Source organism: Pseudomonas migulae (assembly GCF_043225285.1).
Lineage (GTDB): Bacteria > Pseudomonadota > Gammaproteobacteria > Pseudomonadales > Pseudomonadaceae > Aquipseudomonas > Aquipseudomonas migulae_C.
Genome location: NZ_CP171224.1, coordinates 2,446,734 through 2,461,493, shown reverse-complemented (window position 1 = coordinate 2,461,493; position 14,760 = coordinate 2,446,734). Strand labels below are relative to the sequence as shown.

Below are 14,760 nucleotides of genomic sequence, written 5' to 3'. Positions count from 1 at the left end.
CTTTGATTGCCAATCCCCCAATCGAGTTCCATCCACCGTTCAGTCAGCAGGTTCCACCAGCAGAATGGCCCCTTGCTGCCCGGTCACCCGAACACGGCTGCCGGTGGCCGCGTCCGGCCCTCGGGCCATCCACACGCCGTCGGCCACTTTGATCTTGCCGCGACCGTCGACGATCGCTTCATGCACCACGAAGGTCTTGCCGATCAGTTCCTGGCCACGCAGGTTGAGGTTCGGCTCGTCACTTGGGCGCACCGCGCTGCGCTGGCGTCGCCACCAGTACAGGGCGGTGGCGATCGACAGCAGGCCGAACAGCAGGAACTGCAGTTCCCAGGACATCTGCGGCAGCACGAACGTCAGCACGCCGACCGCGGCAGCCGCCATGCCGATCCACAGCAGATAACCGCCGGCGCCGAACACTTCGAGAATCAGCAGCACGGTGCCCAGCGCCAGCCAGTCCCAGAACGATAAATGCTGCAGGAATGCCCACATAACGTGCCTCAGGCTTTCTTGTTGTCGAAGGTGGCTTTGACGATCTCGCCGATGCCGCCTACCGCGCCGATCATCGAACTGGCCTCAAGCGGCATCAGGATGACTTTGCTGTTGTTGGCCGAGGCCAACTGGCCCAGCGCATCGATGTACTTTTGCGCGACGAAATAGTTGACCGCCTGCACGTTGCCGCCAGCGATGGCTTCGGACACCACCTTGGTGGCCTGGGCTTCCGCCTCGGCTTGACGCTCGCGGGCCTCGGCTTCGAGGAATGCCGCCTGACGACCCCCTTCAGCCTCCAGAATCTGCGCCTGCTTCTTGCCTTCGGCAGTCAGGATGGCGGCGGCGCGCAGGCCTTCGGCTTCGAGGATTTGCGCACGCTTGATCCGTTCGGCTTTCATCTGTCCCGACATCGCCGCCATCAGGTCCGCAGGCGGGCTGATGTCCTTGATCTCGATCCGGGTGATCTTGATGCCCCACGGCGCCGTGGCTTCATCGACGGTGCGCAGCAGTTTTTCGTTGATGCCGTCTCGCTGGCTGAGCATCGCGTCCAGCTCCATGGAGCCGAGCACGGTGCGGATGTTGGTCTGCAACAGGTTGCGGATGGCGTGCTCGAGGTTATTCACCTCGTAGGCCGCCTGAGCGGTGTTGACCACCTGGAAGAAGCACACCGCATCGATCTGCACCGTGGCGTTATCGGCGGTGATCACTTCCTGCGGCGGAATATCCAGCACGCTTTCCATGACATTGATCTTGCGCCCGATACGGTCCATCACGGGGATGATGATGTTCAGGCCCGGCTTGAGGGTGTTGGTGTAACGGCCGAATCGTTCGACCGTCCATTGATAACCCTGCGGCACAACCTTGAAGCCCATGAACAGAATGGCGACCACGAGGCCGACAAAAAGCAAAAGCACGCTACCGATCTGCATAACGATTCCCTGTTGATCAATGAAGTTGCGATCGGCGGATTGTAGCGGTGCGGGCCGGGGATAAGAACCGTTAGTCGGCCCTCGCATCATCAGGAGACATAAAAGGTTTCATCTCTGCTCACTCTGTGGCGTCACCCGCAACACCTCCTCGATCGTCGTCAGCCCCGCGGCGACTTTCTGCGCACCCGACAGTCGCAGGCTGCGCATGCCTTCCTTGAAAGCCTGGCGCCGGATCGCCAGCAAGTCGGTGTCCGCGTTGATCAGTGCTTTCACCCCATCCGTCAGCTGCATGATTTCGTAGACGCCGGCGCGGCCGCGATAGCCGGTGTCGCGACATTCCACGCAACCGATGGCGCGCTGGGCATTGCCCGGCAGAGGTGCTTGCCAGGGTTTGGTCAGGGTTTGCCAGTCTTCTTCGCCCAGTGTCAGCGGCGCCTTGCAGTGCGGGCACAAGGTGCGCACCAGGCGCTGGGCCATGACGCCGAGCACCGTGGCCTTGATCAGGTAATGCGGCACGCCGAGTTCCAGCAGGCGGCTGATGGCGCTGGGCGCGTCGTTGGTGTGCAGCGTCGACAGCACCAGGTGGCCGGTGAGGGCGGCCTGGATCGCCATTTCCGCGGTTTCGAGGTCGCGGATCTCGCCGATCATGATGATGTCCGGGTCTTGCCGCATCAGCGCGCGCACGCCAGCGGCGAAGGTCAGGTCGATGTTGTGCTGGACCTGCATCTGGTTGAACGCCGGCTCGACCATTTCGATCGGGTCTTCGATGGTGCAGAGGTTGACCTCCGGCGTCGCCAGTTTCTTCAGCGTGGTGTAGAGCGTGGTGGTCTTGCCCGAACCGGTGGGGCCGGTGACCAGAATGATGCCGTTGGGTTGGGTGGTCATCTCCTGCCAGCGGCGCAGGTCTTCGGCGGAAAATCCCAACTGGTCGAAATCCTTGAGCAGCACTTCCGGGTCGAAGATCCGCATGACCATTTTTTCGCCGAACGCCGTCGGCAGTGTCGACAGCCGCAGCTCGACTTCACCGCCGTCCGGGGTCTTGGTTTTCACCCGGCCGTCCTGGGGTTTGCGCTTTTCTGCGACGTTCATTCGGCCCAGGCTCTTCAGGCGGCTGACGATCGCCATGGTCACCTGCGGCGGGAATTGATAGACGTTGTGCAGCACGCCGTCGATGCGAAAACGCACCGTGCCCTGTTCACGTCGGGGTTCGATGTGGATATCGCTGGCGCGTTGCTGGAAGGCGTACTGGAACAGCCAGTCGACGATATTGACGATGTGCGCGTCGTTGGCGTCCGGCTCCTGGTCGCTGGCGCCGAGGTTGAGCAACTGTTCGAAGTTGCCGAGGGTGCTGGCTTGCTGATCGGTGCTGGTCGCGCCGCTGACCGATTTGGCCAGGCGGAAAAACTCCACGCTGAAGCGCTGGATGTCCACGGGGTTGGCCACTACCCGTTTGATCGGCAGCTTCAACACGTGGGTCAGGTCGGCTTCCCAGCCTTTGACGTAAGGCTGGGCGCTGGCCACGGTCACGGCGTCGCGATCGATCGACACCGCGAGAATCTTGTGGCGCTGGGCAAAGGCGTAGGACATCAGCGGGGTAATGGCCGCGACGTTGATTTTCAGTGGATCGATGCGCAAGTACGGCTGGCCGGCCTGCTGCGACAACCACAAGGTCAGGCTTTCCAGGTCCAGATGCTTGCCGGGCCGACTGAGGTCGTCCAGCTGTTGGCCTGCGATGAATTCCAGTGGGTGCATCTGGCCATTGGCGGCGTGACGGCGACGGGCATTCAGCGCGTGTTCGGCCGAGTCCTGGCTGATAAAACCCTGGTCGACCAGTTCGCGCAGCAAATCATTGAGATCCAGCCAGCGGTCCTGAAGGGCAAGTTGAACGGACATGCGGGCTCCTCGTGAACAACAGTCCGCCAAGGATAGTCGCGGAGCGGTCGACCGTTGGGCCACTACCCGACGAAGCCGTATCGAGTTTTTTCAGGCCGTCGCCTGAGCGGCCTCACCCCACGCGGAATCAGCCGCTTGCAGCTCCACCGAGCAGACGCTGATCAGGTTACGCAGTTTTTCCGCGATCACTTCGGCACGGTGCCAGCTCAGTCCGTCGATGACGATGTCGATCGCCAGCAGATCGTCCATGCGCTGCACGTTGACCTGTTGCGGCGTCAGGAACTGCAAGGCGAACAGGTTGAGCGCACGGCACAGCAGATCCGGCTCGGCCTCGGCCAGCAGTTGATAGTGAACGCGACAGTGGGCGTTGCTGACGTTCCAGACATCGGCGCGGGTGGGCGGGGTGGTTACGGCTTCGAGATGCGGCATGATCGGTCTCCAAAATCATTGGAGGAATTTTTACATTCGATGCCGGGCACTTCTTGTCTATGATGGGCCTGATTGGCGATTTATCGAATCGTATGATTCAACAAGGCATCGATAGAAGGTTTTTTTATGCAGAGCGAGCTGGATGGCTACGACCGCAAGATTCTGGCGTTGCTGCAAGAAGACGCTTCGCTTTCCAGCGCGCAGATCGCCGAACAGGTGGGGCTGTCGCAGTCACCGTGCTGGCGGCGGATCCAGCGGATGAAAGAAGAGGGGATCATTCGCGGACAGGTGACGTTGCTCGACCGCAAGAAAATCGGGCTTAACACGCAGATCTTTGCCGAGATCAAACTCAACGCCCACGGGCGTTCGAACTTCACCGAGTTCACCGAGGCGATTCGCGGTTTTCCGGAAGTGCTGGAGTGTTATGTGCTGATGGGGTCGGTGGATTTCTTGCTGCGGATCGTCACGGCGGACATCGAGGCGTATGAGCGGTTTTTCTTCGAGAAGCTGTCGATGGTGCCGGGGATTCAGGAGGTGAACTCGATTGTGGCGTTGTCGGAGATCAAGTCGACGACGAGTTTGCCGGTGTTGCGGGGGTAGAGATTTGTAGCGTTTGTTCGGGCGTCATCGCCGGCAAGCCAGCTCCTACACGGCATGTATTCCACCGTAGGAGCCGGCTTGCCGGCGATAGCAGTCTTACAGGCGCAGCAGCATTTTCCAGGCACGATTCTGATAAACCGCAATCGCCTGCTGCTTGCGCGCATCCAGCAATTCATCGGTGATCGGCTCGTTAGCCAGCAACGCCAGTTGCTTCAGCTCGCCGTACAGGCGATCCATTTCCGGGATGTCCAGTACGTGACGGGCGTGGTGCAGCCAGGCCTGGATGCGTTCGATACGCGGCAGTTGCTCGGCCAGGTCTTCCGGCTGTTGCTGGTAACGCTGCAATTGCAACGAGGTCGCTTCTTCGCCCAGAAGACGCGGCAACCAGCTGCCCAACTGCGCAGCGCCCTGGCGATTGCCACGCACGTTGCGATCGGCAGCCCAGGTGCGGGCCAGCAACCAACGTGAAGTGCTCAGCGAGAACTGGCCCCAGCGCGGGTCTTCGAGCTCTTCGAGGAACTGCTCCGGCGCGGCTTTGCGCACGTCTTCGTCGTCCAGGCCGGCTTGCACCAGTGGGCGCCAGTCTTCGAGCAAGGCATCCAGCGCCAGGCGCAGATCATGCGTCGACTGACGCGGGGCGGCCTGGCCCAGGCTGCTCAACAACGCGCGCAATTCGGCGAGGTTTTCCACCCAGTCCTGCAACAGGCGCCAGTGGCCATTGAAGCGATACTGCTCGGCCAGACGCTGGCTGCTGCCCAGCAAGTGCCAGCTCAGGGCAGCGAACGCGTCGTCCAGCGGCGTTTCGGCGGTGATCTGCGGTGCGGCCAGGCTCAGCGAGTAGCTGTTGGCGTCGTAGAGGCGATACCCGCGCTCAGCCTTGCTGATGTCACACGGCATCAAAGCCAGGGTTTCGGCCAGCTCGGCGGCCAGTTCCAGCAATGCGGCCGGTTCGCCTTCGCGCAATTCCAGTTCGAGCTCGCAGATTTCTTCTTTCTGCTTGCCGACGACCACGTGGCCCAGGTCCAGCGCGGCTTCGATGACCACTTTGGTCTTGCCACGGCCCCAGGCGATTTCCGCGCGTTCGCGGACGAAATCGGTGGTGAAGATCGGCTTCAGGGTTTTCTTGTCCAGCTCGGCCAGTTCTTCAGGCCAGCATTCGCCGTCGAGTTTCTTCACGTCGAGCTTGGCTTTGGGCAGGTTCCAGTCGTACTCGTTACGCTCGGACAAACCGGCGACGCTCTGGCCGCGGGTCTTGAGGGTCTGAATGACTTCTTCGCCGTCCTTGCGCAGACGCAGGGCAACCTTGGCGCGGGCCAGGTCGCGCTCAGGCGTGTCGAAGTACTGGTTCATCAGTTCACGGCGTTCCCAGCCACTTTTGTTGCGTTTTTTCAGGAGCGGGTGCTCGCGCAGGGCGGCGAGGGTTTCGCGGCTGACGCGGAGTTTGATTTCAGTTTCTTTCTGCATGGCCGGAAAATCCAGGATCGGGAGCGCAGCCGGGGGAATGTGTGGCTGCCAAGGTCGTGCAGTGTACAGGACTGACCGACACTGCGCCCCGCGACGGTTTATTCCTGTCACCGGATGGTTCTATGATGGTCTTCAATTCGGGAGTTGGAGTCAGCGATGCCTTTGCCGTCCATGAAAGATCAGTTCGCTGCGCTGATTGCCGCACCGTCGGTCAGTTGCACCCAGGCGAGCCTCGATCAAACCAACCGCCCGGTGATCGACTTGCTGGCGACATGGCTCGGCGACCTGGGCTTTGCCTGCGATATCCAGCAGGTCAGCCCCGGAAAATTCAACCTGCTCGCCAGTTTCGGTTCAGGCCCCGGTGGCCTGGTGTTGGCCGGGCATAGCGATACCGTGCCGTTCGACGGCGCGTTGTGGCAAACCGATCCGCTGAAACTCACCGAAGTCGATGGCCGCTGGGTAGGCCTGGGCAGCTGCGACATGAAGGGCTTTTTCGCCCTCGCCATCGAAGCCGTGATTCCGCTGCTCGACCAGCCGTTCAAGCAGCCATTGCTGATCCTCGCCACCTGCGATGAGGAAAGCTCGATGTCCGGCGCACGGGCCCTGGCCGAAGCCGGGCGACCCTTGGGCCGCGCAGCGGTGATCGGCGAGCCGACCGGGCTCAAACCGATCCGCATGCACAAGGGCATCATGATGGAGCGCATCGACATTCTCGGTCAGAGCGGCCATTCCTCCGATCCGAGCCTTGGCCACAGCGCGCTTGAGGCCATGCACGACGCCATCGGCGAACTGCGTGGGCTGCGCCTGCTGTGGCAGCGCGAATTCCGCAATCCGCAGTTCGGCGTGCCGACGCCAACCATGAATTTCGGCTGCATCCATGGCGGCGATAATCCCAACCGGATCTGCGGCCAGTGTTCACTGGAATTCGACCTGCGTCCGCTGCCGGGCATGGACCCCAAGTTCCTCCGCGCGGAGATTCTGCAACGGCTCAAACCGGTAGCCGAGCGCCATCAGGTGAAGATCGACTACGCGCCGCTGTTCCCTGAAGTGCCACCCTTCGAGCAGGCCGAAGACGCCGAATTGGTCCAGGTCGCGGAAAAGCTCACCGGTCATCGCGCCGAAGCAGTGGCATTCGGCACCGAAGCGCCTTATCTTCAGCGTCTTGGCTGCGAAACCGTGGTACTGGGCCCGGGCGACATCGCCTGCGCGCATCAACCGGGGGAATACCTCGAAATGTCACGTTTGCAGCCTACCGTGCATCTATTACGTCAACTGATTGAACATTACTGCCTGACGCCGGCCCAATCCCCGATGTCGGTTGGTTGAGCACCATCCATGTGGGAGCGAGCCTGCTCGCGATGGCGATCTTTCATTCAACATCCATGTTGACTGGTCTGGCCTCATCGCGAGCAGGCTCGCTCCCACAGGGTCTGTGTCATGACCGACAAAGTGTATAAATTGCCGGTGTTTTAACCCGTATTCATGAGGAGAGCGCGCGTGTCGCCAAGCCTGTTCCGACGATAACCATCAGCCCGCTGTGCGTTTTCTGTTTCGCCCATTTTTTGGCTGCTATTTATTACAGGCCCAGGTTCATGCCCGAATACGTTAATTGGCTTCGTCACGCTTCGCCTTACATCAACGCCCACCGCGATTGCACCTTCGTCGTCATGCTGCCCGGCGACGGCGTGGAGCATCCGAACTTCGGCAATATCGTCCACGACCTGGTGCTGCTGCACAGCCTCGGCGTGCGACTGGTGCTGGTCCACGGTTCCCGCCCGCAAATTGAAACCCGTCTCGCCGCGCGCGGACTGACCCCGCATTATCACCACGGGATGCGCATCACCGATGCGGCGACCCTTGAGTGTGTGATCGATGCGGTCGGCCAGTTGCGTATCGCCATCGAAGCACGGTTGTCGATGGACATGGCGTCGTCGCCGATGCAGGGTTCGCGCCTGCGGGTGGCCAGCGGCAACCTGGTTACCGCACGGCCGATCGGCGTGCTCGAAGGCGTCGACTATCACCACACCGGCGAAGTGCGCCGGGTTGATCGCAAGGGCATCAATCGCCTGCTGGACGAGCGCTCCATCGTGCTGTTGTCGCCGCTGGGCTACTCGCCGACCGGCGAAATCTTCAACCTCGCTTGTGAAGACGTCGCCACCCGCGCGGCCATCGATCTGGGTGCCGACAAGCTGCTGTTGTTCGGCGCCGACCTGGGCTTGATCGACGAAAACGGCCGTCTGGTTCGTGAACTGCGCCCACAACAAGTGCCGGCACATTTGCAGCGACTCGGCAGCAACTATCAGGCCGAGCTGCTGGATGCGGCGGCCGAAGCCTGCCGTGGCGGCGTGGCGCGCAGTCATATCGTCAGCTACGCCGAAGACGGTGCGCTGCTGACCGAACTGTTCACCCGCGACGGCGGCGGTACGCTGGTGGCGCAAGAGCAATTCGAAGTGGTGCGCGAGGCGGCGATTGAAGACGTCGGCGGTTTGCTGGACCTCATCAGCCCTCTGGAAGAGCAGGGGATTCTGGTGCGCCGTTCCCGCGAGGTGCTGGAGCGCGAGATCGAACAGTTCAGCGTGGTCGAGCGCGAAGGCATGATCATCGCGTGCGCGGCGCTGTATCAGATTGCCGATTCGGATGCGGGGGAACTGGCTTGCCTCGCGGTGAACCCGGAGTATCGTCATGGCGGTCGTGGCGATGAGCTGCTGGAGCGCATTGAAACCCGCGCTCGGGCTCAGGGTTTGAAGACGCTGTTTGTCCTCACCACCCGCACGGCGCACTGGTTCCGTGAGCGCGGTTTTGTGCCGAGCAGCGTCGACCGCCTGCCATCGGCGCGGGCGTCGCTGTACAACTATCAGCGCAATTCGAAGATCTTCGAAAAAACCTTGTAACCGTATCGTTGCCATCGCCGGCAAGCCGGCTCCTACGTAACCCTGTAGGAGCCGGCTTGCCGGCGATCGGTTGCAAAGCAACCGCCCAGATTACTCGGCGACGAATTTCGCACTCACAAACGGCAAGTAATCCGGCAGCACTGCCTCGACCTTCCCTTGTTCCTTCAAGAACTTCGCCGTCTCGCCAATCGCCTTCGCCGTGCCACCGTCCAGCAGCGCGGTACCTTGCCGATCAGATCTACCGGTTTATCGATGCCGCTGCCAGGTCGGTGCCGGTCTGGAAACCGACGGTGGGGTTCGCGGCATGGGCTGAAAAAGAAAATGCTAGCGACACACAAACTGTAACAAATTGACTAGATAGTGCGCGTTTCGCCATGATGCCGTCGCCTTTTCGATAGGGATTGACGTTTCGGGGATGCGTCAAAGCTAATCGATCTAAAAAAATGCTAACAAATACCATTTAGTAATTAGCTTATGTGCCGATACGCTGTGTCCGGTTCAGATGCATTGCGCAAATGTATATTCCCGAATGGTATGAAAAAGGATGAAATAATTCTTTTTGGGTTTATGAATAAGTCATTACCCTGCACGGACCAAAAAACACTGCGGTTAGACCTTGGTCGTAGACACACATGGTTACGATTGACTTGTCAGTCACGGTCTGGCGCTAATCGCGCATCTTAGGATCCCGGGCGAACGACCCAGGACCAGGAACACAAGAATTAGAAACGAGAGGAGCGAAACAATGAACAAGTCCACCTTGGCCCTGGCTGTGGCCGTAGGGGTTTTGGCGCAGCAGGCAGGCGCCGCCGGTTTCATCGAAGACAGCAAGGCTACATTGGGGCTGCGCAACTTCTACATCAACACCGATAACCGTGATGGCACCGGCCCGAACAAGAACGAAGAGTGGGGCCAAGGCTTCGATCTGCGTTTCATCTCCGGCTACACCCAAGGCACCGTCGGCTTCGGTATCGATGCTATCGGCCTGCTGGGCGTCAAACTGGATTCGGGTGGCGGCACTAACGGCGCTACTGCTACCTCTTACGGTGGCACTGTTTTCCCAAGCAAGTCCAACGGCGAAGCGGTTGATAACTTCTCCAGCCTGGGCCTGACTGCCAAAGCCAAGATCTCCCAGACCGAACTGAAGCTGGGCACCTTGCAGCCAAAGAACCCGGTTATCGTGACCAACGATGGTCGTCTGCTGCCACAAACCTGGCAGGGTGGCCAGATCACTTCCGGCGACATCAAAGACCTGACACTGGTTGGTGGTCAGATCGAAGCTGCTAAAGGTCGTAACTCCAGCAACAATGAACAGCTGAGCATCTCCGGCGCCAACACCCGTGGTACCGCCTGGCGCGACAGCAACAAGTTCATCTACGCCGGTGGCGACTACAAGATCACCAAAGACCTGACTGCCCAGTACTACTACGGCAACCTGGAAGATTTCTATAAGCAACACTTCCTGGGTCTGGTTCACAACTGGTCCATCGGCCCGGGCGTGTTGAAGTCCGACCTGCGTTACTTCAACAGCTCCGATGACGGTAAAAACGGCACCGATCCGACTTACTACAGCACCGGCAACTACACCGGCTTCCGTAACGGTCGCGGTGAAGTGTCCAACAACCTGTACAGCGGCCTGTTCCTGTACACCGTTGCTGGTCACACCTTCGGTGGCGGTTATCAAGTCAGCAACGGTAGCAGCGACTTCCCTTGGTTGAACCAGGGCGACGGTTCGTCGAACTACACCATCACTGACATGCAAATCCAGAAGTTCGGCCGTGCCGGCGAAAAAACCTGGCAAGCACGCTACTCGTATGACTTCGCCAAAGTTGGCGTCCCAGGCCTGACCGCCGGCGCTGTGTACCTGAAAGGCGATGATATCGACCTCGTGGGCGCCAACGGCCGTGAGAGCACTTCGGGTCGTTCCGAGTGGGAACGCGACTTCACCCTGGCATACGTAGTACCTGAAGGCCCGTTGAAAAACGTTGGCTTCATGTGGAAAAACGCTACCTGGCGCACCGACCTCCCGGGCGTTCGCTCCCAGGACGAAAACCGCCTGATCCTCAGCTACTCGATCCCGCTGTTGTAATAGCGCTCGCGTAACCGCTGAAAAAAAAGCCCCGCCCGGCATCTCGCCGGGCGGGGCTTTTGCGTTTTCAAAGCGGAGTCACCCCCGTAATCCCGCCTTGAAAATTCCCCTCTTTTGCAGCTACTCAAGGCCTTCTCGAACCTTGGAAGCGATAGTCGGCGCGATGGGAGTGCAGGTCCAGTGAACAGATCTTTAATATTCATTTAAGATCTAACAATGTCGTTATTTATTCTTTTTAATGCGACTGTCACCCGAGCTACAGTTGGGCCCTACAACACACCATCAGGAGCCCACCATGAGCATCAGACTCGGCGACATCGCCCCCGATTTCGAGCAGGATTCCAGCGCCGGCACTATCCGGTTCCATGAATGGCTGGGCGACAGCTGGGGCGTGCTGTTCTCCCACCCGGCGGATTTCACCCCGGTGTGCACCACCGAACTGGGCTTCACCGCCAAGCTCAAGGACGAATTTACCCAGCGCGGAGTCAAGGCCATCGCGTTGTCTGTGGACCCGGTGGACTCGCACCACAAGTGGATCGAGGACATCAACGAAACCCAGAACACCCTCGTCAATTTCCCGATCCTGGCCGACGCCGATCGCAGGATCTCAGACCTGTACGACCTGATCCACCCCAACGCCAACGACACCCTGACCGTGCGTTCGCTGTTCGTGATCGACCCGAACAAAAAGGTACGACTGACCATCACCTACCCGGCGAGCACCGGTCGCAACTTCAATGAAATCCTGCGGGTGATCGACTCGCTGCAACTCACCGACAACTACAAGGTGGCCACCCCGGCCAACTGGAAGGACGGTGATGAGGTGGTGATCGTGCCGTCACTCAAGGATGAAGACGAGATCAACAGGCGCTTTCCCAAGGGCTATCGCGCGGTGAAGCCGTACCTGCGCCTGACGCCGCAACCGAACAAGTAACACCGATTCCAGATTCAACAGCATCCATAAAGCAGGGGAATTTCGGGCCGTTTCGACGGCCTGTTTTTTTGCCCGCGAGAAAGGTTTTCGCATATCGCTATAACGCATAACCAAATGAATAAATATGATTTAAAGATATATAAATCACCTGTTATGGTCTCTCCATCAAAGCGAGACCGCGCACTGCGAATCGCCAACACCGCTCAAGGAATCGTCTGAATGCTGGTCGTCTCACTCGGTGGCAGTCCCAGCCAACGCTCCCGTTCCGGGGTGCTGCTGGATCGGTCGCAACGCTGGTTGCAGGAACAAGGTGTGGAAGTGGTGAGTTACCAGGTACGGGACTTCCCGGCCGAAGACTTGCTGCACGCACGTTTCGACAGCCCGAAAGTAGTCGACCTGCTGCAACAGATTGAAAACGCCGACGGCCTGCTGATCGCCACTCCGGTGTACAAGGCGTCGTTTTCCGGTGCGCTGAAGACCGTGCTGGACCTGCTGCCCGAACGCGCACTGGCGCACAAAGTGGTGTTGCCCATGGCAACCGGCGGCAGCATCGCCCACATGCTGGCGGTGGATTACGCGCTCAAGCCGGTGCTGTCGGCTTTGAAAGCCCAGGAAATGCTTCACGGGATTTTCGCCGTGGACAGCCAGATCGCTTACGGCGAAGGCAGTGCGCAAGCGCAACTGGCCCCCGAACTGGAAGACCGGCTTAACGAATCTCTGGAGCTGTTTTTCAGCGCCATGGCGCGACGGCCGAAGCCGCTCGATCCGAACCTGTTGAACGAACGTCTTTTGAGTGCTCGCTGGAGCATTTAAGCAACACCCGAATTTGAAGTACTCACCTTACTCAGCCGCCAACGGCCAAGCAGGTGCAACCAAAACCCAACTGCAAATAGGAGAGCGCCATGCGCCCTGTCATTTTGCGTCGCGGTCTGGTCGCTCTGTTTGTAGCGGCTGTGTCCCTCGGCGCCATCACTCAAGCTCAAGCCGAAACCTTGCGGATCGGCTATCAGAAATACGGCACCCTGGTGCTGCTCAAAGCCAAGGGCACTCTGGAAAAACGCCTCGCCGCCCAAGGCGTGGACGTGCAATGGACTGAATTCCCCGGTGGCCCGCAACTGCTTGAAGGCCTGAACGTAGGTTCGATCGACTTCGGTGTCACCGGCGAAACGCCGCCGGTGTTCGCCCAGGCCGCCGGTGCCGATCTGCTCTACGTCGCCTACGAACCGCCAGCGCCGCACAGCGAAGCGATCCTGGTGCCGAAGGACTCGCCGATCAAATCGGTGAAGGACCTCAAAGGCAAGAAAGTCGTCCTGAACAAAGGCTCCAACGTTCACTACCTGCTGGTCCGCGCGCTTGAAGATGCCGGCCTCAAATACACCGACATCCAGACCGTCTTCCTGCCGCCAGCCGATGCCCGCGCCGCGTTCGAACGTGGCAGCGTCGATGCCTGGGTGATCTGGGACCCGTACCAGGCCGCCGCCGAGAAGCAGCTGCAAGCGCACACCCTGCGCGATGGCCAGGGCATCGTCGACAACCATCAGTTCTACCTGGCGACCAAGCCGTACGCACAGAAAAATCCTGAGGTGATCAAGACCCTCGTGGAAGAAGTGCGCGCTGTCGGCGAGTGGTCCAAGGCCAATCCTGAAGACGTGACCCAACAGGTCTCGCCACTGCTCGGCCTGCCGGCAGACATCACCCTGACCTCGGTAAAACGCCAGGGCTACGGCGCGTTGTTCCTGACCCCGGAAGTGGTCGCCGCGCAACAGAAAATCGCCGACAGCTTCTACCAGCTCAAGCTGATTCCGAAGTCGCTCAGCATCAAAGACGTGATCTGGACGCCACCGGCAGCCGTTGCCAAAGCACCGTAATTCGATTTCCTAAGGAGACCACTCCATGAGCCTCAATATCTTCTGGTTCCTGCCTACCCACGGCGACGGCCATTACCTTGGCACCGCCGAAGGCGCTCGCGCCGTTGACCACGGTTACCTGCAACAAGTCGCGCAAGCGGCGGATCGTCTGGGCTTCGGCGGGGTGCTGATTCCGACTGGCCGCTCGTGCGAAGACTCGTGGCTGGTGGCAGCGTCGCTGATTCCGGTGACCCAGCGTTTGAAATTCCTTGTCGCCCTGCGCCCCGGGATCATTTCCCCGACGGTGGCCGCGCGTCAGGCCGCGACCCTGGATCGTCTGTCCGGCGGTCGTGCGCTGTTCAACCTGGTAACCGGCGGTGATCCGGAAGAATTGGCTGGCGATGGTTTGTTCCTGACCCACGAAGAACGCTATCAGGCCTCGGTGGAATTCACCCGCATCTGGCGTCGTGTGCTGGAAGGCGAAACCGTCGATTACGACGGCCAGCACATCAGCGTCAAAGGCGCCAAGCTGCTCTATCCGCCGATCCAGCAACCGCGTCCGCCGCTGTACTTCGGCGGCTCGTCGGAAGCGGCGCAAGACCTCGCGGCAGAGCAAGTGGAAATGGTCCTGACCTGGGGCGAGCCACCGGCCGCCGTGGCCGAGAAGATTGAACAGGTGCGGGCGAAAGCCGCCAAGCTCGGGCGCACGGTTCGCTTCGGCATTCGTCTGCACGTGATCGTTCGTGAATCCAACGCTGAAGCCTGGGCGGCGGCAGACCGTCTGATCTCGCACCTGGACGACGACACCATCGCCCGTGCCCAGGCGTCCCTGTCGCGCTTCGACTCCGTCGGCCAGCAACGCATGGCGGCATTGCATGGCGGCAGCCGCGACAACCTCGAAGTCAGCCCTAACCTGTGGGCCGGCGTCGGTCTGGTGCGTGGCGGTGCCGGCACCGCTTTGGTGGGTGACGGTCCGACCGTGGCCGCTCGCGTGAAGGAATACGCGGACCTGGGCATCGACACCTTCATCTTCTCCGGTTACCCACACCTCGAAGAGTCGTATCGCGTTGCCGAGTTGCTGTTCCCGCACCTCGACATCGAGCGTCCGCAGTTGCCTCAAGGTGCCAACTACGTCAGCCCGTTCGGCGAGATGGTCGCCAACGATATCCTTCCCAAAGCCGCGTCCCAGAGCTGA

13 protein-coding genes and 1 pseudogene are annotated in these 14,760 nt (G+C 60.2%); 8 read left to right on the top strand and 6 right to left on the bottom strand.

Going from position 1 to position 14,760, the window contains the following annotated elements; translation table 11 throughout:
• Positions 1–39: 39 nt before the first annotated feature.
• The 4 genes from ACF6ZU_RS11410 to ACF6ZU_RS11395 form a co-directional block, all read right to left on the bottom strand.
• The gene (locus tag ACF6ZU_RS11410) at positions 40–489 is read right to left on the bottom strand and encodes an NfeD family protein (RefSeq protein ID WP_392892425.1); all 450 of its coding nucleotides are present in this window, start codon (positions 487–489) and stop codon (positions 40–42) included.
• Between the two features lie 8 nt (positions 490–497).
• Positions 498–1,418, bottom strand: a complete 921-nt coding sequence (locus ACF6ZU_RS11405) for an SPFH domain-containing protein (RefSeq protein WP_392892423.1) — start codon at positions 1,416–1,418, stop codon at positions 498–500.
• Between the two features lie 108 nt (positions 1,419–1,526).
• Positions 1,527–3,311 carry a GspE/PulE family protein gene (locus tag ACF6ZU_RS11400; protein WP_392892421.1) on the bottom strand — a complete coding sequence of 595 codons (1,785 nt, stop codon included), beginning with the start codon at positions 3,309–3,311 and terminating at the stop codon, positions 1,527–1,529.
• Between the two features lie 90 nt (positions 3,312–3,401).
• Positions 3,402–3,740: a hypothetical protein gene (locus ACF6ZU_RS11395; protein WP_392892419.1), complete on the bottom strand. Its 339-nt coding sequence runs from the start codon at positions 3,738–3,740 to the stop codon at positions 3,402–3,404.
• Between the two features lie 126 nt (positions 3,741–3,866).
• On the opposite strand from ACF6ZU_RS11395, the gene ACF6ZU_RS11390 reads away from it, so the two are divergent.
• Positions 3,867–4,340, top strand: coding sequence for an Lrp/AsnC family transcriptional regulator (locus ACF6ZU_RS11390; protein ID WP_392892417.1), 474 nt, complete (start codon positions 3,867–3,869; stop codon positions 4,338–4,340).
• A gap of 96 nt (positions 4,341–4,436) precedes the next feature.
• Here the strand turns inward: ACF6ZU_RS11390 and ACF6ZU_RS11385 are convergent, their stop codons facing one another.
• A complete protein-coding gene (locus ACF6ZU_RS11385) occupies positions 4,437–5,804 on the bottom strand; it encodes an inorganic triphosphatase (protein ID WP_392892415.1) in 1,368 nt (455 codons plus the stop codon).
• Between the two features lie 156 nt (positions 5,805–5,960).
• On the opposite strand from ACF6ZU_RS11385, the gene argE reads away from it, so the two are divergent.
• Entirely contained in the window at positions 5,961–7,130 is a 1,170-nt protein-coding gene (argE, locus tag ACF6ZU_RS11380; RefSeq protein WP_392892413.1) for an acetylornithine deacetylase, read from the top strand.
• Positions 7,131–7,396: 266 nt separating this feature from the next.
• Positions 7,397–8,695: an amino-acid N-acetyltransferase gene (gene argA / locus ACF6ZU_RS11375; RefSeq protein WP_392892411.1), complete on the top strand. Its 1,299-nt coding sequence runs from the start codon at positions 7,397–7,399 to the stop codon at positions 8,693–8,695.
• 90 nt (positions 8,696–8,785) lie between these two features.
• Here the strand turns inward: argA and tauA are convergent.
• Positions 8,786–8,926, bottom strand: a pseudogene (gene tauA / locus ACF6ZU_RS11370) (taurine ABC transporter substrate-binding protein); the annotation flags it as partial.
• Positions 8,927–9,440: 514 nt separating this feature from the next.
• Here tauA and ACF6ZU_RS11365 point away from each other — a divergent pair.
• From ACF6ZU_RS11365 to ssuD, 5 genes are all read left to right on the top strand, one after another.
• Complete coding sequence (locus ACF6ZU_RS11365) at positions 9,441–10,784, top strand: OprD family porin (RefSeq protein ID WP_392892409.1); 1,344 nt, start codon at positions 9,441–9,443, stop codon at positions 10,782–10,784.
• 295 nt (positions 10,785–11,079) lie between these two features.
• Positions 11,080–11,718 (top strand): peroxiredoxin, encoded by a 639-nt coding sequence (locus ACF6ZU_RS11360; protein ID WP_392892407.1) that lies wholly within the window; start codon positions 11,080–11,082, stop codon positions 11,716–11,718.
• Positions 11,719–11,937: 219 nt separating this feature from the next.
• Positions 11,938–12,531, top strand: coding sequence for an NADPH-dependent FMN reductase (gene ssuE / locus ACF6ZU_RS11355; protein WP_392892404.1), 594 nt, complete (start codon positions 11,938–11,940; stop codon positions 12,529–12,531).
• Between the two features lie 89 nt (positions 12,532–12,620).
• Positions 12,621–13,586 carry a sulfonate ABC transporter substrate-binding protein gene (locus ACF6ZU_RS11350; RefSeq protein WP_392892402.1) on the top strand — a complete coding sequence of 322 codons (966 nt, stop codon included), beginning with the start codon at positions 12,621–12,623 and terminating at the stop codon, positions 13,584–13,586.
• Positions 13,587–13,611: 25 nt separating this feature from the next.
• On the top strand, positions 13,612–14,760 hold the full coding sequence (gene ssuD, locus ACF6ZU_RS11345; RefSeq protein ID WP_392892400.1) for an FMNH2-dependent alkanesulfonate monooxygenase: 1,149 nt from the start codon (positions 13,612–13,614) through the stop codon (positions 14,758–14,760).